This is a genomic window from Streptomyces sp. BRA346 (assembly GCF_052851135.1).
The window spans coordinates 171,603-192,244 of the sequence record NZ_JAIWIH010000004.1 but is presented as its reverse complement, the minus strand read 5'-3'; the positions used below and the strand labels follow the sequence as shown (position 1 = coordinate 192,244).

19 protein-coding genes and 1 tRNA gene are annotated in these 20,642 nt (G+C 70.1%); 10 read left to right on the top strand and 10 right to left on the bottom strand.

From position 1 onward, the window contains the following. Positions 1-106: 106 nt before the first annotated feature. Positions 107-802: a histidine phosphatase family protein gene (locus LCH29_RS06530; protein WP_446460723.1), complete on the bottom strand. Its 696-nt coding sequence runs from the start codon at positions 800-802 to the stop codon at positions 107-109. 99 nt (positions 803-901) lie between these two features. Here LCH29_RS06530 and corA point away from each other — a divergent pair, with 99 nt between their 5' ends. After that, positions 902-1,894 carry a magnesium/cobalt transporter CorA gene (gene corA, locus LCH29_RS06525; RefSeq protein WP_446460722.1) on the top strand — a complete coding sequence of 331 codons (993 nt, stop codon included), beginning with the start codon at positions 902-904 and terminating at the stop codon, positions 1,892-1,894. 37 nt (positions 1,895-1,931) lie between these two features. Here corA and LCH29_RS06520 read toward each other — a convergent pair whose 3' ends face one another. After that, entirely contained in the window at positions 1,932-2,729 is a 798-nt protein-coding gene (locus LCH29_RS06520; protein ID WP_446460721.1) for a ferritin-like domain-containing protein, read from the bottom strand. Between the two features lie 241 nt (positions 2,730-2,970). Further along, positions 2,971-4,020: an LLM class F420-dependent oxidoreductase gene (locus LCH29_RS06515; protein ID WP_446460720.1), complete on the bottom strand. Its 1,050-nt coding sequence runs from the start codon at positions 4,018-4,020 to the stop codon at positions 2,971-2,973. 189 nt (positions 4,021-4,209) lie between these two features. Between LCH29_RS06515 and LCH29_RS06510 the strand changes: the two genes are divergently transcribed. Further along, complete coding sequence (locus LCH29_RS06510; protein ID WP_446460719.1) at positions 4,210-5,190, top strand: aldo/keto reductase; 981 nt, start codon at positions 4,210-4,212, stop codon at positions 5,188-5,190. After that, positions 5,187-7,865 carry a helix-hairpin-helix domain-containing protein gene (locus LCH29_RS06505; protein ID WP_446460718.1) on the top strand — a complete coding sequence of 893 codons (2,679 nt, stop codon included), beginning with the start codon at positions 5,187-5,189 and terminating at the stop codon, positions 7,863-7,865. Before LCH29_RS06510 ends, LCH29_RS06505 begins: the two co-directional genes overlap by 4 nt. An 82-nt stretch (positions 7,866-7,947) precedes the next feature. On the opposite strand, the gene LCH29_RS06500 is transcribed toward LCH29_RS06505, so the two are convergent. Next, positions 7,948-8,619 (bottom strand): hypothetical protein, encoded by a 672-nt coding sequence (locus LCH29_RS06500; RefSeq protein WP_123102887.1) that lies wholly within the window; start codon positions 8,617-8,619, stop codon positions 7,948-7,950. Between the two features lie 47 nt (positions 8,620-8,666). On the opposite strand from LCH29_RS06500, the gene LCH29_RS06495 reads away from it, so the two are divergent. Continuing rightward, complete coding sequence (locus tag LCH29_RS06495) at positions 8,667-8,855, top strand: DUF5703 family protein (protein WP_079152252.1); 189 nt, start codon at positions 8,667-8,669, stop codon at positions 8,853-8,855. A gap of 77 nt (positions 8,856-8,932) precedes the next feature. Here LCH29_RS06495 and LCH29_RS06490 read toward each other — a convergent pair whose 3' ends face one another. Both LCH29_RS06490 and LCH29_RS06485 read right to left on the bottom strand, forming a co-directional pair. Beyond that, complete coding sequence (locus LCH29_RS06490) at positions 8,933-9,826, bottom strand: chaplin (RefSeq protein ID WP_446460717.1); 894 nt, start codon at positions 9,824-9,826, stop codon at positions 8,933-8,935. 336 nt (positions 9,827-10,162) lie between these two features. Continuing rightward, on the bottom strand, positions 10,163-11,503 hold the full coding sequence (locus LCH29_RS06485; RefSeq protein ID WP_446460716.1) for a M20/M25/M40 family metallo-hydrolase: 1,341 nt from the start codon (positions 11,501-11,503) through the stop codon (positions 10,163-10,165). Positions 11,504-11,775: 272 nt separating this feature from the next. Between LCH29_RS06485 and LCH29_RS06480 the strand changes: the two genes are divergently transcribed. From LCH29_RS06480 to LCH29_RS06455, 6 genes are all read left to right on the top strand, one after another. Next, positions 11,776-11,863: transfer RNA gene (locus LCH29_RS06480), tRNA-Leu, on the top strand. Between the two features lie 1,190 nt (positions 11,864-13,053). Next, positions 13,054-13,194, top strand: a complete 141-nt coding sequence (locus LCH29_RS06475) for a hypothetical protein (RefSeq protein ID WP_398317186.1) — start codon at positions 13,054-13,056, stop codon at positions 13,192-13,194. Continuing rightward, positions 13,191-13,355 carry a hypothetical protein gene (locus tag LCH29_RS06470; protein ID WP_446460715.1) on the top strand — a complete coding sequence of 55 codons (165 nt, stop codon included), beginning with the start codon at positions 13,191-13,193 and terminating at the stop codon, positions 13,353-13,355. Before LCH29_RS06475 ends, LCH29_RS06470 begins: the two co-directional genes overlap by 4 nt. Beyond that, positions 13,352-13,612: a hypothetical protein gene (locus LCH29_RS06465; protein ID WP_446460714.1), complete on the top strand. Its 261-nt coding sequence runs from the start codon at positions 13,352-13,354 to the stop codon at positions 13,610-13,612. The genes LCH29_RS06470 and LCH29_RS06465 overlap by 4 nt, the downstream gene beginning before the upstream one ends. 284 nt (positions 13,613-13,896) lie before the next feature. Continuing rightward, the gene (locus tag LCH29_RS06460) at positions 13,897-14,352 is read left to right on the top strand and encodes an NUDIX domain-containing protein (protein ID WP_446460786.1); all 456 of its coding nucleotides are present in this window, start codon (positions 13,897-13,899) and stop codon (positions 14,350-14,352) included. 59 nt (positions 14,353-14,411) lie between these two features. Then, positions 14,412-15,338: a hypothetical protein gene (locus LCH29_RS06455; protein ID WP_446460713.1), complete on the top strand. Its 927-nt coding sequence runs from the start codon at positions 14,412-14,414 to the stop codon at positions 15,336-15,338. Positions 15,339-15,799: 461 nt separating this feature from the next. Here the strand turns inward: LCH29_RS06455 and LCH29_RS06450 are convergent, their stop codons facing one another. From LCH29_RS06450 to LCH29_RS06435, 4 genes are all read right to left on the bottom strand, one after another. After that, positions 15,800-17,533, bottom strand: coding sequence for a hypothetical protein (locus tag LCH29_RS06450; RefSeq protein ID WP_446460712.1), 1,734 nt, complete (start codon positions 17,531-17,533; stop codon positions 15,800-15,802). A gap of 1 nt (position 17,534) precedes the next feature. Beyond that, positions 17,535-18,422 (bottom strand): carbohydrate ABC transporter permease, encoded by an 888-nt coding sequence (locus tag LCH29_RS06445; RefSeq protein WP_446460711.1) that lies wholly within the window; start codon positions 18,420-18,422, stop codon positions 17,535-17,537. Next, positions 18,419-19,273 carry a carbohydrate ABC transporter permease gene (locus LCH29_RS06440; protein ID WP_446460710.1) on the bottom strand — a complete coding sequence of 285 codons (855 nt, stop codon included), beginning with the start codon at positions 19,271-19,273 and terminating at the stop codon, positions 18,419-18,421. The genes LCH29_RS06445 and LCH29_RS06440 overlap by 4 nt, the downstream gene beginning before the upstream one ends. A 115-nt stretch (positions 19,274-19,388) precedes the next feature. After that, positions 19,389-20,636 carry an ABC transporter substrate-binding protein gene (locus LCH29_RS06435; RefSeq protein ID WP_446460709.1) on the bottom strand — a complete coding sequence of 416 codons (1,248 nt, stop codon included), beginning with the start codon at positions 20,634-20,636 and terminating at the stop codon, positions 19,389-19,391. Positions 20,637-20,642 lie beyond the last annotated feature (6 nt).

Genomic DNA, 20,642 nt, shown 5'->3' with positions numbered 1-20,642 from the left:
GCTGGTGGGGCTGGTGGTTCCGGTGGGGCTGCCGGGCGTCACGGCCGCCCGGTCCCGGCTGCCGCGGCGCGGCCGCGCCGCGGGACCACCCTACTGCGCCCGGAGATCATGGTGCCCCCGCGTCGCCGCCCACCGCCGCGTCCCCGCCGCGCTCGGCGGGGGCGTCCTCCCGGGGCGCGAGTCCCGCGAAGTCGCCGGTGTCCCCCAGCCGTACGACGAAGGGCCGGGTGGGGGTGTAGCGGATCGCGGTGACCGAGCAGGGCTCGACGGAGATCCGCTGGAAGAGGTCGAGGTGGAGGCCGAGGGCGTCCGCGACGATCGCCTTGATGACGTCGCCGTGCGAGCACATCAGATACATCGCGTCGGCGCCGTGCTCCCCCTCGATCCGGGCGTTCCAGTCGCGCACGGCGTCGACCGCGCGTGCCTGCATGGCGCGCATGGACTCGCCGCCGGGGAAGGCGGCGGCGGACGGGTGCTGCTGGACGATGTTCATCAGCGGTTCATCGGCCAGCTCGGCGAGTTTGCGGCCCGACCAGTCGCCGTAGTGGCACTCCCCGATCCGTTCCTCGGTGTGCGTCGGCAGGTCGGGGCGGGCGGCGAGCAGCGGCGCGAGGGTCTCCTGACAGCGCTGGAGCGGGCTGGTGACGGCGGCGGCGAGCGGCAGCCGGGCCAGCCGCCCGGGCAGCTCCGCGGCCTGGGCGGTGCCGCGCTCGTCGAGGGCGACACCGGGCGTCCAGCCCGCGAGGACGCCGGCCGTGTTCGCGGTGGACCGGCCGTGCCGGACGAGGATCAGCGTGGGCATGCCTGCCACCCTACGACCCTTCCGGGCCCGCTCAGGGTGGGTGTGTGCCCGGCTTGTGCGCTTCCCCCACCTGTGCGCTTCTCACCCGGGCGAGGCACAATGCCCCGCGTGATCGTAGATTGTGCCATCTACCAGGACGGGTCCCGGACCGAGGGCCCCGCCGACGTCTCCGACGCCCTCGACCAGGCGCGCGCGACCGGGGACTCCTTCCTCTGGATCGGGCTGCACGAGCCGACGGAGAAGGAGTTCGCGCTGGTCACCAGCGAGTTCGGGCTGCACCCGCTGGCGGTGGAGGACGCGCTGACCGCGCACCAGCGGCCCAAGCTGGAGGTCTATGACGACTCGCTGTTCCTGGTGCTCAAGCCGGTCCGGTACGAGGAGAAGGCGGGCACCGTCACCGCCGGTGAGCTGATGGTGTTCGTCGGTGACTCCTTCGTGGTGACCGTGCGGCACGGCGAGGCCAACCCGCTGAGCGCGGTGCGTGAACGGCTGGAGGACACCCCGGAGGTGCTGGCGCACGGGCCGACGGCGGTGATGTACGCGGTCGCCGACGCGGTCGTGGACCACTACCTGGACGTGGCGGACGCCCTCCACGAGGACCTGGACGAGCTGGAGACCACGGTGTTCGCGCCGGACGGCAGCGGGGGCCAGAACACGGCGGGCCGGATCTACGCCTTCAAACGCGAGGTGCTCGAATTCCGCCGCGCGACGGGCCCGTTGGCGGAGCCGATGACGCGGCTCGCGGGCGCCGGGGTGCCGTTCGTCCACGAGGGGTCGCGGCCGTTCTTCCGCGACGTCCATGACCATCTGACCCGGGTGAACGAGCATGTGGAGGGACTGGACCGGCTGCTGTCGGACATCCTCTCGGCCCATCTGGCGCAGATGGGGGTGCGGCAGAACGACGACATGCGGAAGATCTCGGCGTGGGCGGCGATGGCGGCGGTGCCGACGCTGATCGCCGGTATCTACGGCATGAACTTCGACCACATGTGGGAGCTGCGCCAGCCGTGGGGCTATCCGGCCGTGGTGGGGCTGATGGCCGGAGTGATCGCGCTGCTGTACCGCATGTTCAAGCGCCGCGGCTGGCTCTGAACAGGCCGCGCGCCGCCGGGGCCGTACGGGCGGGGGGTCACGCGAACTCGGGCTCCTCGGGGGTGGTCGGCTCCGCGCCGCCCAGCGCGTCCCGCCGCTCGGGCATCCGCAGCGTCACCATGCGGCGCCAGCCGCCCAGCCGCTCGTACCCGTACCCGGCCTTGATGCCCGCCGTCAGCGCCGCTGACTTCCCCCTGGACCAGCCGAGGATGCGCCCCATGTGCGTCATCACGGCGAGGCTGACGCACCGGTGGACCTCCATTTCGACGAGCGCGCACTCGCGCAGCGCCCGCTGGATGGTCCGGCCGTATCCGGCGGCGGCCAGCCGCAGCAACTCCTCGTGGCAGTAGGCGAGGTGGTTCTCCTCGTCCTTGGCGATCATCGTGACCGCCCGGCCGACCTCCGGGTGGTCGCCGAAGCAGCCGCGCAACATGGCCATCTGCGCGGCGGCGCGCTGCTCGGTGACCCGGCTGTGGGCGAGGTAGATGACGATGTCGTGCTCGGTGAGCGGCTCGTCGCGGCGCAGCTTCTCGTGGGCGAGGCCGACGCCGCGGGCCTCCAGCAGCATCGTGTAGTCCGTCGCGCGCGGCGCCTCCACCGGCTCCAGGCCGCGCTTGCGGAGCAGCGCGTTGAAGATCCGGCCGTGCTTGTCCTCGTCCGCGCCATGGCGGGTGATCTTGGGTGCCAGGTCGCGCCGGCTGTCGGGCACGAGCGCGGCGATGCGGCCGTTCTCCCAGCCGCCCTGCGCCTCGCCGCTGGCGGCGATGGAGCAGAACAGCCGGAACGACTCGTCGTTTCCGAGGATCTCCTGGAACACGCTTTTCGCCGAGAGCATCACGGCCACCTCCGGGCACGGCACGCACGCACCACACGGAAAAGAGTCAAATGCCCGGTATCGGAAGTGGCAACAGGTGGGCCGTCCGGCTCATCCGTACGAGGGAATCACGAGCGAATACGGAGGGCCCCGTCGCGCGCGTAACTCCGCCGCACCGGAGGCGTTGTGCTCGGTGACGGCCGTGGCGGGGAAGACCCCCGAGCCCCCACCACGGCCGCGGAAACCTCCGCATACGCGTTCGCTACGCGAGTCCGGCGCGCTCCAGCGCCTCGACACCGGCCCGCAGCCCGGCCACCCGCTCCTCCAGCGTGAAACCCGCGGGGGTGAGCGACAGGGTGGTGACCCCGGCCTCGGCGTACGCCTTCATCCGGTCGGCGATGCGCTCGACCGGGCCGAGCAGCGTGGTGGAATCGATCAGCTCGTGGGGGACGGCGGCGGCAGCGCCCTCCTTGTCCCCGGACAGGTACTTCTCCTGGATCTCGGCGGCCTCCTTCTCGTACCCCATGCGCTGCGCGAGCTTGTTGTAGAAGTTCTGCTTGGCGCTGCCCATGCCGCCCACGTAGAGCGCGGTGTACGGGCGGAACTGGTCGGCGAGGCCGCGGACGTCCTCGCCCACCGCGAGCGGGACGGTGGGCACCAGGTCGAAGCCGTCGAGGGTCTTGCCCGCCTTCTCCCGGCCCGCGCGCAGCGAGCCGAGGGTGGTGGCCTCGGCGTGCTCGGGGGCGAAGAAGATGACCAGCGCGCCGTCGGCGATCTCGCCGGTCTGCTCCAGGTTCTTCGGGCCGATGGCCGCGATGTAGAGCGGGATGTACTCGCGCACCGGGTGCACGGTCAGCTTGAGGGGCTTGCCGGGGCCGCCGGGCAGCGGCAGGGTCCAGTTCGCGCCCTCGTGGGTCAGCCGCTCGCGCGACATCGCCTTGCGGATGATGTCCACGTACTCGCGGGTGCGGGCCAGCGGCTTGTCGAACCGCACGCCGTACCAGCCCTCCGAGACCTGCGGTCCCGAGACGCCGAGGCCCAGGCGGAACCGGCCGCCGGAGAGGGAGTCGAGGGTGGCGGCGGTCATCGCCGTCATCGCGGGCGTACGGGCCGGGATCTGGAAGATGGCGGACCCGACGTCGATCTGCTCGGTCTGCGCGGCGACCCACGACAGCACGGTGGCGGCATCCGATCCGTACGCCTCCGCGGCCCAGCAGACCGAGTAGCCGAGCCGGTCGGCCTCGCGCGCCACCGCGAGGTTGTCCGCGTCCATCCCGGCGCCCCAGTAGCCGAGGTTGATTCCGAGCCGCATACCCATGCCACCTCTTACTGATCAGTAACGTCGCTGTTCCGGGGACTCTAGCGCGCGGAACCCCGGTACGTCAGGGGTGGGTCCCGGGTAGGCCGGGGGGTGGTCCGCCGGTGGGTGATCCAGGGTTATCCACAGGCTGACACGGTCTGCTTTCCGGCCAGTAATCTCGATGTTCATGGAGCGACGTACATGGAGCTAAGGCACCTGGGCCGCACCGGCCTGCGCGTATCCCGGCTCGGGCTCGGCACGCTCACCTGGGGGCGGGACACCGGCGAACACGAAGCGGCGGACCAGCTGAAGGCGTTCTGGGAGGCGGGCGGCACCCTGGTCGACACCGCCGATGTGTACGCGGACGGGGAGGCGGAATATCTGCTCGGGCGGCTGCTGGAAGGGCTGGTACCGCGGCGCGATCTCCAGATCGCCACCAAGGCGGGCAGCGTCCCCGACCCGGACCGCCGGTTCGACAGCTCCCGCGGCCATCTCCTGGCCGCCCTGGACGCCTCGCTGGAGCGGCTCGGCACGGACCACGTCGACCTGTGGCAGGTGCACGCCTTCGACCCCGTCACCCCACTCGAGGAGACCCTCCAGGCGCTGGACATAGCGGTGAGCAGCGGGCGGGCGCGGTATGTCGGCGTGTCCAACTTCTGCGGCTGGCAGCTCGCCAAGGCCGCCACCTGGCAGCTGGCCTCCTCCGGAGCCCACACCCGGCTCGCCAGCACCCAGATGGAGTACTCGCTGCTCCAGCGCGGCATCGAGCGCGAGGTGCTCCCGGCCGCCCTCGACCTCGGCATCGGGCTGCTGCCGTCCTCGCCGCTGGGGCGTGGCGTACTCACCGGAAAGTACCGCCACATGACGCCCTCCGACTCCCGCGGCGCCTCCGAACTCGCCGCCTTCGTCGCCCCGTATCTCGACGAGGAGGCGAGCCGGATCGTCGACGCCGTCGCCATAGCCGCCGACGGCCTGGCCACCAGCGCCCTGCACGTCGCCCTCGCCTGGGTGCGCGACCGGCCGGGCGTGACCGCGCCCATCGTCGGTGCCCGCAACGCCCAGCAGTTGCGCACGGCGCTGTCGGTGGAGGCCCTTAGTCTTCCGGACGAGATCTGCCAGGCGCTCGACGACGTGTCGGCGCCCGTGCACCGCTATCCCGATCAGGACTGGAGCACGCTGTGACGACCGACCACCTCGCCGGCGACCCCCCGCCCGAGGAGGCCACCGCCGCGAGCGCGGACCGCGCCGCGGCCGCCACCCCCGCGGCGCCGTCGGCGCCCGACGCCACCGCGCCGGGGCCGGATCGGGACGCTGCCCCGGCCCCCGACGCCGCGTCAGCGGCCGCCCAGTCGGGCGGCGGCGAGGCCGACCCACCGGCCGCGACGGGTGCCGCGGCAGACTCGCAGCGGTCCGGCGCCGAAGACGCGGCCGCCGGGCAGCCCCCCGGCGAAGCGGGTCCGCCGGACACACCGGCATCGGCCGCCCCGGAGGGCCCCGGGCGGCCCGGGGCCAACGGGGACGCCGCGGAGCCCGCTACGGCAGAACCCGGGCGGCCCGGGGCCGGGAGCTCCGCCCCCGGGACGGGGCCCGACGCTCCCGCGGCCTACGCCCCCGAGGCGGATACGCACGCCGAGACCGGGGCCGATGACGAGCCGACCGGGACCGGGGCCGCCACACCGGGGCACCCCGCTGCGGCGGACGCGCAGGCAGCCGCCGACACGACGGCTCCGGCAGGCGCCGCGGCCGAGCCCGGGCGGCCCGAGGCCGGGGGCGACGCTTCCGGGACGCGGCCGGATAGCCCCGAGGCCGGGGCCGAGCCGACAGGAACCAGCGCCCCAGGTGCGGGGGCTCGCGCCGCGACCGGGGGCGCGGCGGAGTCGGCCGGTGGCTCGGGCGCGCAGACACCGACGGGTGGTGGCGGCAAGGGTGGGCGGTCGGCGGCTGCCGAGGCGTTGGCGGCTGCCGTGCGGGCCGTGGAGAGCGGCGAGCGGTCGGCGGCGTCGTTCTTCAACGAACCCCGACCGGCCCCCGCCCGGCCGCAACCGGCCGCCGCGCCCGCGCGGGAACCGGCCCGCGCCGCCGCGCCCGCTCCCGTCGCGCCACCGGCGCGTCCCGCGGCGGCGGGCGTGGCCGGAGTCCGGGAGGTGCTGGCCGCGGGCGGCGCGCCCGAGGCGCTGGCCGTACCGGTCGCCGAGACGCTCGGCGAGCGTGCCGCCGAGGCGCTGCGTGAGGACCCCTGGCAGCTGCTCGCCGTCCCCGGGGTGCGCCCCGACCAGGCCGATGGGTTCGCCCGCGCCCTGCTGGGACCGGAGTGCGGGCCGGACGACGAGCGCCGCTCGCAGGCGCTCACCGGCTGGCTGCTGGAGCGCGCCGCCCTCGAAGGGCACACCGCGCTGGAGTCCTCCGCGCTGCGGGCCGCGCTCGCCAAGGTGTCCGTGCCGGACCCGGACGAGGCGCTGCGGGCGGCCATCGCGGGCGGCGGAGTGCTGGTCTTCCAGGACGCCCTGGAGGCGCCCGCGGGCGCCCGGCCGCCCGCACCCGCCGCACCCGACGAGGAGGAGGCCGAGCAGCCGGTCCGGGTGCTGCTGGGGCTCGACCGCTACGCGCTCGCCGAGGAGAGCCTGGCGGACGGCTTCGCCCGGCTGATCACGACGTTCGCCGACGCGCACGAGGACGACGCGCCGGACTGGGAGGCGGCCGCCACCGGCGCGCCGTCCCCTTCCGCCGCCGAGCTGATCCGTACCGTCGCGGTGCACGGCCTGGTCACGCACAGCGGCGGCGAGGCGGCCCGCGCCGAACCGGCCGCGCTGGTCGCCGCCGCGCGGTCCATGGGGCTGCGGGTGTGCGCCGCCGCGCACAGCGAGGACGGCAGGCGGCGGCTGGCCGCGGAGGTCGGCGCCGACGCGGCCGTCACCGTCGCCGGGCTGCTCTCCGGCGGCGAGGGCCCGGGGCGCGACGAGGACGGCGCGCTGGCGCTCGACCTGATCGCCGTGCTGGACGCGCCCCAGCTGGACGTGGAGACGGCGGCCATGCTCGTCGAGTCCCTGCCGGACGGCGCCCGGCTGGTGCTGAGCGGGGACCCGGGCGTGCTGTGGTCGGCCGGGCCCGGCCGGGTCTTCGCGGACCTGGTGGCGGCCCGCCGCTGCCCGCAGGTGGTCTCCCGTACGCCCGACCCGGGGCCGATCGGCGAGCTGGTCTCGGGCATCGGCATCGGCGAGCTGAACCAGGTGGAGGCGCCGGGCAAGGAGGTCGTGATCGTCCCCGTGCGCGACCCGGGCGAGGCCGTGCACCGCACCGTGCAGCTGGTCGCGGACTCGGTGCCGCGCGCGATCGGCGTGCCGTCGGAGCAGACCCAGGTGATCACGCCCGGCCATGGTGGCGCGGCGGGGACGCGTGCCCTCAACGCGGCGCTGAAGGAGCGGCTGAACCCCGGCCCCGGCCGGTTCGCCGGTTTCGACCCGGGCGACCGTGTGGCGTACACCCCGGCGCCGGGCCGTGCGCTTCCGGGCACCGTGGTGTCGGCGGACGCCGAGGGGCTGCGGCTGGACTGCGCGGGTGCGCCGGTGGTGGTGCCCCGTGAGCGGGTCGGCGACCTGGTGCGGCACGGCTGGGCCCTCACCGCCCACCAGGCGGCCGGAACGCGCTGGCCCGCCGCGGTCGTGGTGCTGCCGGGGGACGCGGCGCCCGGGCTGACCCGGGCCTGGGTCTACACCGCCTTCGGCCGGGGCGAGCGGCATCTGTCCGTGGTGCAGGGCGCGGAGGCGGCGCTGCCCCGGGCGGTCGCGGAGATCCCGTTCAAGGACCGCACCACCCGCCTGCGGTCCCTGCTCCGGACCCAGGCCCCGCCCACGGGATGAGGGGCGGGACGGGCGAGACGGGCCCTGCGGCCGCCGGGGGGCGTGCGGCCGGAGGGCCCGGGGTGCGGCGGTGCTGCCGGGTTCAGCTCCCCGGGCCCAGCACCTCGAGATCGTCCTCGTCGTCCAGCTCCTCGTCGAAGACCGAGCTGACGTCGAAGCGGCACACGATCTGCTCGGGATCGGCCTGGTCGAACGGGGCGGACAGCCACTCGCCCGGTTCGGCGGGCTCTTCGAGGGCCGAGACCCAGAGGGTCGAGTCGCCCTCCTCCAGGCCGAACTCCTTGTGCCGGGAGGCGATCTCGTCCGGCTCGAACTCGCCGAACACGACGCCGAGAGCGGCATGGACGCTCTCCCCGGCACCGGCCGTCCCACCGCCCAGGCGGCCGCCGCCGGTGTCGAGGTCCGGGTCCAGGTCGACGATGCGCTGGGCCTGCGACAGCAGCCGCTGCGGTTCGACGACCGCGTAGTCCCGGCGGATCAGCACGCTGAGCGCACTGGGTTCGTCGGGGCCCGCATAGGCGGGCAGGCTGTCGTCGCCCGGGATTTCGAAGGGCGTGACCTCGTCATAGGTGTCGTAGAGCAGCTCGTCGTACACCTCGGCTGCCGCGGCCAGTTCGTTGAACGCGGCGTAGACGGCCGGGTCGCCTTCCCCCGACCGGCGTTCGACGGCGTCGAGGTGACGGTCCAGTGCGGCTTTCACCGCTTCAGCGGCGGCGCGTACCTCGGCAGCGGATGGCTGCGCAGCATCAGACATAGTGCAGACGCTATCCGTACCAGGGCAGTTCCCGCACAATAGATGCGATGCCGGAATACGAATTCTGCGACGTGTATGTGCCACGCGGGGTGTCCCGCAACGCCACTACCCGCCTGCTCACGGACCATGCCGAATACGGACACTGGGAGTTGGATCGACTGAGACTCAACCCCGACGGCAGCCGAAGAGTGCGGCTGCGGCGTCGAATCATCCGCCAGCTCCGCGCCACCTGGTGACGCACGGCGGGCCCCGCACGAGGCGGGGCCCGCCGTGATCCGACCGGATCCGCCCAGGTCAGACGGTGTGGGCGAGGTCAGTGCCGCGCGGCGCGCGCCCGGCGGTAGAGGACCGTGCCCGCGAGCAGCATGCCCGCGGCGGCCGGAATGGCCAGTTCCACCGGTCCGGCACCGGTGTGGGCGAGCTGCTCGTTGCCCGTGAGGTGGGAACCGCCGAGGTGCGCGGCCGGGTCGACGCTGTGCGCCCCGGGTCCGTTGCCGTGGTCACCGTTGTTGCCGTTGTCACCGTTGTTACCGGGGGTGTCGTCTCCCGGGTTGTTCGGCTGACCGGGGTTGCCGGGGGTACCGGGCTGGCCCGGGTTACCGGGGTTGCCCGGGGTGCCGGGGTTCCCCGGGTTACCAGGGGTGCCGGGGTTCCCAGGGTTGCCCGGCGTACCGGGGTTGCCCGGGTTACCGGGGTTACCCGGGTTGCCAGGGTTCCCGGGGTTGCCCGGGTTCTCCGGTACGGCGTCGACCACACCGCCGCAGTCGCCCCCGGCGCTGTTCCCGGTCGCGATCACACCGATGCTGTTCCCGCACACGGTGACCGGGACGTGCACCGGAGCCTGGACGTTGTTGCCCGAGCCGACGCCGGGCGAGTTCCCGGTGCTGCCCTGGGCGGAGGAGCTCCCCGCCTGGGAGCCGCTGGACGAACTGCCCGAGCTGCCCGAGTGGGCCGAGCTGCCCGAGCCCTGCTGCGCCCCGCTGCCGCACCGGGCCTCGTTGAGGAACCCGAGGACGTTCACGGTGTTTCCGCACAGGCTCACCGGCACGTGTACCGGCGCCTGGATGTTGTTGCCCGACACGACGCCGGGCGAGTTCCCGGTGCTGCTGTTCGCCCCCGAGTCCGCGTGTGCGTAGCCTCCGGTCACGGCCAGCATGCCGCTCGCCGCCGCTACGGTGATCAGGCCCTTTTTCGCAACCTGTCGCATAACTTTTCGCTCCCCTGCCGGTGGCCCGGCCGGAACGCGTGCGGGCGATCTCGCGCCCGCACCCCCATGCCCGGGCGGTCCGGGAGTGCGCGTCGCGCGCCTTCCCGGACCGCCGGGATCACGTTCCGGTGGACCGTGACTCAACGTCACGTGATCGATGCGGTAGTCGCCGAAGGCCGGGGTTCATCGTCCCGCCCCCTTTTCGGCTTCGCGGCCCGGTCACGAGCCGCACACCCCATGTAACGAGGAGGGAGCAATCAAGCTATCAAGCTACGACAGCATTCACCCTTTGTGATGCATTCAGTATGTGTGAACGATTAGGCCATCCAGGGCTCCTCAGCACGCGTCCAGGAACCGGTCGAGGACCCGCACGCCGAACTTCAGCCCGTCCACCGGAACCCGCTCGTCCACGCCGTGGAACATCCCGGCGAAGTCCAGCTCCGGGGGCAGCTTCAGCGGCGCGAAGCCGAAGCAGCGGATGCCGAGGTCGTCGAAGGACTTGGCGTCGGTGCCGCCGGAGAGGCAGTACGGCACGGCGCGCGCGATCGGGTCCTCCGCCTTGAGCGCCGACTGCATGGCGTCGACCAGGGCCCCGTCGAAGGTCGTCTCCAGGGCCTTGTCCGCGTGCACGTCCTCGCGCTTGACCTTCGGGCCGAGGATGCGGTCGAGGTCGGCCAGGAACTCGTCCTCCAGGCCCGGCAGGAAGCGGCCGTCCACGTGGGCCGTCGCCTGCCCGGGAATGACGTTGACCTTGTACCCGGCGCCGAGCATGGTCGGCGCGGCGGTGTTCTGGAGCGTCGCCCCGATGAGCTTCGCGATGCCGCCGAGCTTGGCCAGCGTCTCGTCCATGTTGTCCGGGTCGAGCGGGGTGCCGAGCGCGTCGGACAGCTCGTCCAGGAAGGACCGTACGGTCTTGGTCACCCGGATCGGGAACTTGTGCCGCCCGAGCCGCCCGACCGCCTCCGCCAGCTCGGTGATGGCGTTGTCGTTGTTGGTCATCGAGCCGTGGCCCGCGGTGCCGTCCACCGTGAGCCGCATCCAGTGCATGCCCTTCTGGGCGGTCTCGATCAGATAGAGCCGCAGGTCCTCGTTGACGGTGAAGGAGAAGCCACCGACCTCGCCGATCGCCTCCGTCACGCCCTCGAACAGCTCCGGGTGGTTGTTGACCAGGTGCCGCGCCCCGAACACGCCGCCCGCCTCCTCGTCGGCGAGGAAGGCGAGCACGATGTCGCGCGGGGGCTTGCGGCCGGTGCGCAGCCGCTCGCGGACGACCGCGAGCGTCATGGCGTCCATGTCCTTCATGTCGACCGCGCCCCGGCCCCAGACGCAGTCGTCGACGATCTCGCCGGAGAAGGGGTGAACGGTCCAGTCGTCGGCGTTGGCCGGTACGACGTCGGTGTGGCCGTGGATGAGCAGCGCGGGCCGGGACGGGTCCTCGCCCTCGATGCGCGCCACCGTCGAGGCCCGGCCCTTGCGGGATTCGAAGATCTGCGGTTCGAGCCCCACCTCGGCGAGCTTCTCGGCGACGTACTCGGCGGCAGCCCGTTCGCCGGGGCCGGAGTGATCGGGGCCGTAGTTACTGGTGTCGATCCGGATCAGATCGCGGCACAGATCGACGACCTCGTCCTCGCCCCTGACCGTTCCGGCTTTCGTCCCGCCCGATTGCGACTCACTCACGCTGCCTCCTCATCGTTCCCTGCCCCCGGGCCGGATCCACCCGGACCGGCCCACCGCGGGGCCACCCCGCCATCCTCCACCCCCCGACGCCGCAGCCCAAGGCCGCAATACCGCCGTCATGCCCCCGTCACACAGCGGCGAACCACCGGCGCCGCACCGGCGGCCCATCGGCCGCAGCCGTCCACGGGTCCGTCCGCGTGATCGAGCACGCTCTGATGTTTGCTATGGTTTTCCACGTCGGAACGGCCGCGGGCCGGGACGGCAGACACCTGGTCCGGGTGGCGGAATGGCAGACGCGCTAGCTTGAGGTGCTAGTGCCCTTTATCGGGCGTGGGGGTTCAAGTCCCCCCTCGGACACCAGCTAAGACCCCTGTTGATCAGGGGTCTTCTGCATTTCTGGGCTGTGGCGTGACCAACCACGTGACCAACGGCCCAGCGAATCCCCAGGTCAGACCAGGGACGACAGGCCGAGTCGGCCCGCACCGGAGGCGGCCAGTCGGCGCGCTCCGTCCTTACGAGAGTGGCCGTACCGGGCCATGGTGTAGCCCGGCGAGTGGTGCCGGACGTTGGCGGAGACCTCTACGGGGTTCTCCCCGGCCTCCAGGTCGTTCGTGACCTTGCTGTGTCGCCAGTCTGAAACCGCAGGAGCCCGCAGCCGGCCGCCGGGTAGGACCAGACGAGAACGGAGACAAGGTCGTTTCAATGGACGCCTACCGACCCGCAACGCCCGACCCCACGCAGCTCGCACGCCCGTCGACCCTTACGACGGAACCACCCGAACCGCTCGGAGCGAACCCGTTCCGCGCACTCCTCTAACAAACCTACGAAAAGCCCCGGTCCACATGGCCGGGGTTTCTTTCGTTTTACGGGACGGTTCTTATGTCGCGTGGTGCCCAACGAACAGGGCAGCGACTTCCGGGTTACCTCTTTCCCCTCTCAATCGCCTTGAGGCCCTGGTACGCCTCCCGCAGGTCTGCACTCTCGGGGAGTTGCCGAGCCTCAACAGCCTTGACGACTTCCAGCGCGCGCCAATGATTTGAGGGAACTACACTCCCAGACAGAATTGCTTTCTGTGCCGAATCGCATGCTTCGTCCAACCGGTCTTCCTTGAGGAGGACCAAAGCCAGATCGATATTCGCGGAAGCTACACGTCGTGGCCACTGGCTTACGTCGTCGCTGGGACTCAGCCTCGTGATTACTTCCCTGGCGTAGGGTTCCGCCGCTGAATCTCCGAGCCATGCGAGGGTTGTAGCTGTATAGGACAGAGCCTTTCCAGGGTCATAGCGGTAATGGTGTTCTGGCGTATCGGGAGTACCGATACCGACAGAAAGAGCCTGCACTCGTTCAATGGCCGAGTAGGTCTCTTTTGCGTTGCCTAGTCGTGCGCTCGCCCTCACGTGCTTACCTGACCCTGTCTGCCACGAGGACCCGCCCACGCTCCAACTCCCGCGAATCCCGATCACAGAGCGCTTCCCCATCGCATGGGACACCGACCCCGTGCCGTTGTACGTCCTCCGGTACGAGCAGCAGCGAGCGCTGGAGGACGCGCGGTGAGCGCGGACACGTCCCCGACGCAGCCGCAAGGGACGCAGCAGGCCCCCAAGCACCCCACTCCGAAGGACCTGGACGCGCGTGCCGAGGAGCTGAAGAAGAAGATCGACAAGCACCTTGGGCGGGGGAAGCGAGCATGACCGACCAGGACTGCGCGGGATGCCGGAAGTACACGGCGTTGCGCGACGAGGCGAAGCAGGCAGGGAACTACCGGGCGGCGGCCGACGATGAACTGTTGCGTCGCCGACACCCGTCCCACGAAGACCCCGGCGCGGCTGCTCGGTGGGGGTTGCCCGCATGACGCAGCCGACGCCGTACAAGGGCCCCAAGCGTGGCCAGGAAGCCTACGACGCCGCGACGGGACGCATCGGCGTACTACAAGACCTCTGTCACGTCGATGTACTCGCTTTCGACCACCAGATGCCGGGACCGCTCGTCGCGTTCCTCCGCCCCCGGAAGGGCGGACAGGAATGGATGACCGACTCCAGGAACATCCGCTTCCCCGAGGAATCGACAACCCATCCCGCCTCGGAGACCGACACGAACGACAACTTCTGACAGCCGGATAGTGATGCGCACCCCTTGTGGTGTCAGGAGGAACCCTGTTGCGCGTGTGGCCTCATCACTCTCGCGCGCTCAGGGGACTCCGGTTCGAGTCCGGGCAGGGGGACGGTCCCGCAGCGGACGCAGGCGCTGTGCGCGCGTTCGAAGTGAGTCATCAAGTGGGGCGACGTGATCAATGTCTGACGGCCCACCTGTCGATTGGACGCCGTCGTACTGGTTCCGACATCGTTAGCGGCCACGGCGCCGACGATGACGCCGAACCACTGAAAGGACACAGTGTGAAAAGGCTGATCGCCCGAATCTGGCGCATCATCCGGGGGCCGATGCAATGGCGGATCCTGTGGTTCGCGCACGCCAAATTCATGATTGGCGTGACGGGCGTAGTACGGAACGAGGCAGGGGAAGTCCTGCTCCTCAAGCACCGAATGTGGCCCGCAGACCGGCCATGGGGACTTCCAACCGGCTACGCAATCAAGAGCGAAGAGTTCCCGAAAACCATCGTTCGGGAGGTTCGGGAAGAAACTGGCCTTGAAGTCGTTCCGGGGCGGCTGGTTCAGGTAACCAGTGGCTACAAACTCCGCGTGGAAATCGCCTACGAAGCGCTTCACGTGGGTGGAACTCTCAAGCTCGACGGCTTCGAGATTCTGGAGGCGAAATGGTTCAGCCCGGACGCGCTCCCGGAGGGGATGCAAGAGTCCCACATTCAGCTCATCAAGGCGGGCACGGCGACTTAACGGAACTCGCCCCGAATGAGTCCGTAACCGGCGCTAGGGCGATGGCGGCGCTGGCGGCCATGCGCACCGACGCGTCCCGGCTCACGGGGAAGCACCCCGCACACGTGTTCCGGCCGCTGTCGGAAATGCTCAGCCGGTGGGCGGCAGACGGCATCGACACCACGCCTTTCCATGTAGGCGTCGAAAACGCCAAACGCCGGTACGCCGGGTACGGACTGGCGAAGATGCTGCCGCTTGGCCGCGTGTTGGTCGGCTGTGAGTCCTCGCGGGTCGGTGCCTTCGGTGGATTCCACCACCCGGACCAGGGATACCGGCACCTTCAGATGGTGGCCGTCATCACCATGTACGGGCCCATGGAACGCCGGAATCCCGAGTGCCCCGCGCTGGCCCTTCTCGATCTGCTGCGCGCGTACGCGCATGACTGCCTTCACTACGGGTCGCGTCGGCGTTACGTGGAAGTGGCAGGGGTGCCCGTCCGCACTCAGTACGGGATCAACTACCGCCGCACAACCGGACAGCCGTACTCGGCTGTCGACCAGTGTGGGAGCCACCACACGCGGAACCTCGGAATCGTCATGGAAGGCGCGTGCGACAAAGAGGCGCGTGCCATCACTCGGCAGACGGCAGAACGCTTCGGCGTGGCCGAGCCCTCAGACCCTCTTGGCGCACTTGCGTTCCGGGACGTGACGGGGACGCTGACCGAGGAGGACGCCGGGCGCGCGAAGAGGGTGCTGGGGAGCGAAGAGCAGACGCGATACGTGGCGGCCCTCGGTGGCTACGAGAAGGGTGTCAATCGCCGGTACACGCACTTCCTTGAGGAGTTCGCCCCTGGGGAGGAGAGCGAGTGCCACACGCGCCTTCTCGCAGCCATCATCAGCGGTGACGTGACGGCGCTGGGGGTGTGGTTGGACGAACGGCATGGCCCCGGCACCTTCATGGGCCTGTTCCGAACGCCGGGGTACTTCGACCCCGGCCTGACCGTCTGAGCGGTCCCTCAGCGGCCCCCGTCGTGTGCTTCCCTCGTGGCGCATGGCGGGGGCTTTCCGCTGCCCAGGCCCGGTTGGCTACGTGACCAACGCATGACCAACAGCGGACAGGAACGGGCAGAAACAGCAGGTGAGCAGGACCAACCCTCACGGACCTCAAAGGGGCCCGGAGAGCACATCTCCGCAGGTCAGCTAACTAATGGGCTGGTGCCCGAGTGGAGAGTTCAAGTCCCCCCTCGGACACACATCAATTCCCCACGGTTGCTCGTCGACCGTGGGGGTTTGCCGTTGTGCGGGTCGAGCGTGACCTCGGCGCGCGAACAGCGCCCCCGGCGCACCGCTGGGGAGTCAGGTACGGCGCTTCGGGCAAGAGCGGCTGGACCGACGCTGCTCCACACGCTTCCCGCCGCCTGGAGGACGACCTCGGTCCCGGCACGTGAACCGCGCCGAGCGGGGCGGTTTCAGGGCTGCGTCCCGATGAGGGACAGCGTGTAGGTGCTCGGGACCCGTCCGGTGATGCAGACCCTTGTCCCTGGTACGGGATCGCGGGCGCCGAGGTAGGAGAACTGCTCGCCGTCGTCGAAGACCGTCGGCTGGGCGGGACCTGAACCGTTGCCGGGGCCGAACCGGATGGTGTCCCCGCCCACGGTGTAGCTGCCCGTGCCCTCGACGAGTTCGTACGAGTCGGGGTCGCTGAGGGGCCGGACGCCCTTGAGCGTCCCGCCGGGACGGAAGACGAGTTCCAGGACGTACGAGGTCGGGATGGCGCGCAGATCCAGCCGGACGTCGACGCCGGATTCGGTCACATCGACGTCGGCGTCGATCCGCAGCTGATGGTCGTCGGTGGGGCGGTGAGGGAAGTCCATGGAGGCGAAGAAGCGTCCCTCGTCGCCCAGTTCGTAACGTCCGTCGGCCCGGTGCCGGTAGGCCGGGAGCGGCTGGTAGAAGTGGGCCTGGGTGGTCTGGGTGAGCGCGTAGCGGCCCTCGCCCCTGACGTACAGGCCCTCGCTGCGGAAGGGACCGAGGCCGAAGAAGGCGACCGACAGCCGCAACGACTCCAGGACCGCGTTCCCCTGGCGGAACCGCAGGAAGGTGGGGTTGGTCGACAGGCCGGAGGCGATGCGTGGGAACCGGGCGTTGTCACTGCCGCCGAAGACGGTGACGCCGCGTCGCCCGGCGCGGACGCGGGCCAGCCCCGAGTCGGCGAGCACCGTCTGTCCGACGGCGGGACGCCCGGGTCCGGCCGAGGGCAGGGGCCCGGCCAGCCGAGGGTCCAGGAGTACCTCCGCGAGGGCGTGGCCCGCGATTTCGCCGTCGACTCCGCGCGCGAGGATGTCGGTGACCAGCCGGGCATGGTCACCGCGCGAATCGCGGAGGGCGAGGCGCCGGAATTGAAGCAGGAATCCGGCGCCGTCGAAGCGCATCCGCTGGTCCTGACGGCGGGAGTGCACGGATTCCACCGTGCCGTCCTCGTCGAAGAGCGGGGCGAAGGCGTCGAGGTTGCGCCGTACCTTCTCCTCCAGTTCGGGACGGGCGAGCACGTCCGCGATGACGAGGAGCGAGGGGTTCGTCACGAACGCGGCGTACAGGGGGCTGCGCTCGGAGTACATCCCGTCGGGGTAGATGTCGATGCCCTCCGCGAGCCATTGGCCGATGCGGGCAGGAAGCCGCGGATCGGGCTCGATGCGGTGGAGCCGGGCGAGGGCGGCGCACAGTTCCCAGCGGTGGTTGGGGGTGTGTACTCCTCCGGTCAGGAGCGCCGGGGTCACGGCGCGCCGGATGCCGGCCAGCGCCGCGTACAGCTCTCCCATCTGTGGCAGGTCCCTGACGCCCGTGGTGTCGATCAGCTCGGTCATCACACAGACGTCGCCCACGGTGAACGACGAGTCGGGGGGCGAGGCGAGGTTGTCGCCGCCGAACAGGCCGTCGTCTCCCTGAAGGGTGGTGAGCTGACTGATCAGGCCCTGAGCAGGACCCAGCAAGGTCTCCACGTCGCGGTGCCAGCGCGAGCGAGGGCACGCCAAGGCAGTGAGGAGCGCCTTGGCGTCGGCCGCGAGGAGGCGGTGCTGGGCGGTCGCGTAGCGACCGTCCGTCCAGTCGGTGACGATGCCGGGGACGCGCCGGTCGAGCGGCCCGACCAGGGCGTCCACGAACACCAGGTCGGTACCGGGGCCGAGAAGGGAGGCCGGTGTCATGTCAGTCCTTCAGCCCCGCCTCGATGTCGGCGTTCATGACGTGGCGCTGGAACACCAAGAAGATCAGCACCAGAGGCAGCAGCGAGATGACGGAGGCCGCCAGCAGCACGGACCAGTCGATGTTCTCGGCTCCGATGAGATTGCGCAGGGCCACCTGAAGCGTGAACCGCTTCTGATCGTTGAGCACGATCAGCGGCCAGATGTAGTCGTTCCAGCGCCACTGGAACGAGAAGATCGCCAGGGTTACCACGATCGGCCGGGCGATCGGCAGCATGATCCTGAAGAAGATGCCGAATTCGCTCGCGCCGTCCAGACGGGCCGCCTCCAGCAGCTCGTCGGGAACGGTCAGGAAGAACTGGCGGAACATGAAGATGCCGGTCGCGGTGATGATCGACGGCACCATGACGCCCGCCAGGGAGTCGTAGAGGCCGAGGTTCCGCACGACGGTGAAGGACGGCGTCAGGATGACCTCGGTGGGCAGCATGGTGGTCGCCAGGACGCAGATGAAGAAGGCTTTGACCCACCACGCGGAGTACTTGGCGAGGGCATAGCCCGTACTGGCGCTGGCGAGGACCGTGAGGACGGTGGTCAGGCTCGCCACGACGAGGGTGTTGGTGAAGTAGCGCGCGAAGTGGATCCGCTGCCAGGCGGTCTCGAATCCCTGGAGGGTCCAGTGGCGCGGAAGGATGGAGAGTGGATAGCTGAACAGTTCACTGCCCGGCTTGAAGGCGCTCAGGACGAACCACACCACCGGAAAGGCGAACAAGGCGGCCAAGGCCCACAGCACGAGGGTGAAACCGGCCGTGCGCGCGGCCGTTCCCGCGCCCCGGGAGCGCCGCCGCACTGGCGCGACGCCGATGTCCTTCACAACGCTGCTGCTGTCCTTCACGACGCTCCCCGCCCTCTGCCCACACGCATCTGAATGAGCGCGATCACCATCAGAACCACCATCAGGATCATGGACACGGCGCTGGCGTAGCCCACCTTGGCCTGCTTGAATCCGGTCTCGTAGATGTACTGCACTATCAGCCGGTTCTCGGTGCCCGGACCACCGCCGTTGAGCGCCTGGACCATCGCGAACTCCTTCATGGAGTTGATCGTCGACAGCAGGATCACCATGAAGGACGTGGGGGCGATCGCCGGCAGGGTGATGTACCGGAACCGCTGCCAGCCGCCGGCCCCGTCGAGTTCCGACGCCTCGTAGTAGGAGCGTGGCACGTTCTTCAGGGCCGCGATGAACAGGAGCATGTTGAAGGCCGTGGCCGCCCAGGCGGTGGCGAAGATCACGATGGCCAGGGACAGGTCGCCGTTGGACGACCACTCCACCTCCGAGAAGCCGAGCTCGCCCAGGACGAAGTTGACGAAGCCGAAGTTCTCGCCGAAGAGCCAGCGCCAGATCACGCCCGTGACGATCGGGGAGATCAGCCAGGGGAAGAAGAACACCGTCTTGGCGAGTGTCTTGCCGCGGGTGAACTTGCTGACGAGGAGTACCGCCACGCCCAGGGACAGCACATAGGTCAGGGGGACGGACAGCAGCACGTACACCGCCGTACGCCGCAGTGCCGCGTAGAACTCCGGATCCGAGAACAGCGTGTGGTAGTTGTCGAACCCCACGAAGTCGGCCTGCCCGAATCCGCGGTAGTTGGTGAACGAGTAGAGAAGGCCGAGCGCACCTGGCCAGATGAAGAACAGCAGGAACATGACGATGTTGACCGCCGCGAACGCGACGGGCGCGAGCATGTAACGGCTGCGCCGGCTCCGCCGGGCCGCTTGGGGCAACGGCGGACTGATGCGGTGGGGTTCCGCGGTGATCGTCATCGGCGTCGGCCTTTCCACTTCCTTGTCTTCCCTCGCGTCATCCGGCGATCTGGGCGTCCATCTGCTTCTCGATCGCTTCGATCGTCCGGCGGACGTCCTGCTTCCCGCTGAGGAACTTGACGGTCTCGTCCTTGATCGGGTCGCTGTCGCCGCTCATGCCCTTGTAGGCGTAGGTGAGCTCGTTCTTCATCTGCTGGGCGGACACCGGAGCGGACTTGGCGATCTCGTCGTTGTAGAGGTCGTACGCCGCCTTGTGGTCCTTGTAGTCGACGTTGACGCCGTCCTCCACCGGAAGGAAGCCGGAGATCTCACAGAGCTTCGCGTAGTTCTTCGGGCTGTAGAGCCAGTTGATGAACTTCCGCGTCTTCTTCGCGTTCGGACCGTCGTATCCGACGAGGTAGTTCGTTCCCAGGTTCGTCGCACGCACCGGCTGCTTGGGCATGAGGACGGACGTCCACGCGAAGTCCTTGATGTTCTTGGAGAAGTCGGTGATCTGCCAGACACCGGAGTAGTACGCGGCGACCCGGCCGCTCTTGAACAACGCGCCGGCATCGCCGTCGGACAGCCACACCGAGCGCGGCATGAGCTTGTCGTCGTTCATCGCCTTGAAGCGTTCCAGCGCGGTGGCGGTCTGTTTGCCGGTGGTGAACTTGCCCTGGGCGTTCAGCGGGAAGCCGTTGCTTCCGAACTGGTAGAGGAAGGAACGCAGCCGGTGGCTGGAGGAGTCCATCACCAGGCCGTACTTGGCATCCGCTTTCTTCTGGACCTTCTTCACCGCCGCGGTGAACTCGTCCCAGGTCCACTGGGCGTCGTCCGACGTCGGATAGGCCACCTTCGCCTTGTCGAACAGGCTCTTGTTGATGAACAGCCCGACCGCCGTGAGGTCCGTCGGGAGCGCCTCGACGTGCCCCTTGGGGGACTTCGACAGAAGGCCGGGCTTGATGTGGTTCGTGGTGGCGACCTTGCCGAGGTCGAGCAGGGAGTCGGCCCACACCGGGTCGACCGTCCCCACGCGGGCCAGTGCGGGCAGATCGTCCGCCTGCGCCGCGTTGCGCAGCTTTGTCGTCAGGTCGTCGTACGGGATGTCGACGACCTCGACCTTGACGCCGGTCTCCTTGGTGTATTCCTTCGCCATCGCGGCGAACCCGCCACCCTGGGCCCCGTCGCCGGAGAGCCAGAACTTCAGCGTGTCCGATTGGTTTCCGCTGGGGCTTTCACCACCGAAGGCACAGCCGGTCAGGCTGAGTGCGAACACCGTCGCGAGGGGTATGAGCTTGTTTCGCATGCCGTC

What these genes read in the sequence shown, in the direction of transcription:
- LCH29_RS06530 (WP_446460723.1), bottom strand. Translation starts at nt 802, where the DNA reads ATGCCCACGCTGATCCTCGTCCGGCACGGCCGGTCCACCGCGAACACG.
- corA (WP_446460722.1), top strand. Translation starts at nt 902, where the DNA reads ATGCCCCGCGTGATCGTAGATTGTGCCATCTACCAGGACGGGTCCCGG.
- LCH29_RS06520 (WP_446460721.1), bottom strand. Translation starts at nt 2,729, where the DNA reads ATGCTCTCGGCGAAAAGCGTGTTCCAGGAGATCCTCGGAAACGACGAG.
- LCH29_RS06515 (WP_446460720.1), bottom strand. Translation starts at nt 4,020, where the DNA reads ATGCGGCTCGGAATCAACCTCGGCTACTGGGGCGCCGGGATGGACGCG.
- LCH29_RS06510 (WP_446460719.1), top strand. Translation starts at nt 4,210, where the DNA reads ATGGAGCTAAGGCACCTGGGCCGCACCGGCCTGCGCGTATCCCGGCTC.
- LCH29_RS06500 (WP_123102887.1), bottom strand. Translation starts at nt 8,619, where the DNA reads ATGTCTGATGCTGCGCAGCCATCCGCTGCCGAGGTACGCGCCGCCGCT.
- LCH29_RS06495 (WP_079152252.1), top strand. Translation starts at nt 8,667, where the DNA reads ATGCCGGAATACGAATTCTGCGACGTGTATGTGCCACGCGGGGTGTCC.
- LCH29_RS06490 (WP_446460717.1), bottom strand. Translation starts at nt 9,826, where the DNA reads ATGCGACAGGTTGCGAAAAAGGGCCTGATCACCGTAGCGGCGGCGAGC.
- LCH29_RS06470 (WP_446460715.1), top strand. Translation starts at nt 13,191, where the DNA reads ATGACCGACCAGGACTGCGCGGGATGCCGGAAGTACACGGCGTTGCGC.
- LCH29_RS06465 (WP_446460714.1), top strand. Translation starts at nt 13,352, where the DNA reads ATGACGCAGCCGACGCCGTACAAGGGCCCCAAGCGTGGCCAGGAAGCC.
- LCH29_RS06455 (WP_446460713.1), top strand. Translation starts at nt 14,412, where the DNA reads ATGCGCACCGACGCGTCCCGGCTCACGGGGAAGCACCCCGCACACGTG.
- LCH29_RS06450 (WP_446460712.1), bottom strand. Translation starts at nt 17,533, where the DNA reads ATGACACCGGCCTCCCTTCTCGGCCCCGGTACCGACCTGGTGTTCGTG.
- LCH29_RS06440 (WP_446460710.1), bottom strand. Translation starts at nt 19,273, where the DNA reads ATGCTCGCGCCCGTCGCGTTCGCGGCGGTCAACATCGTCATGTTCCTG.
- LCH29_RS06435 (WP_446460709.1), bottom strand. Translation starts at nt 20,636, where the DNA reads ATGCGAAACAAGCTCATACCCCTCGCGACGGTGTTCGCACTCAGCCTG.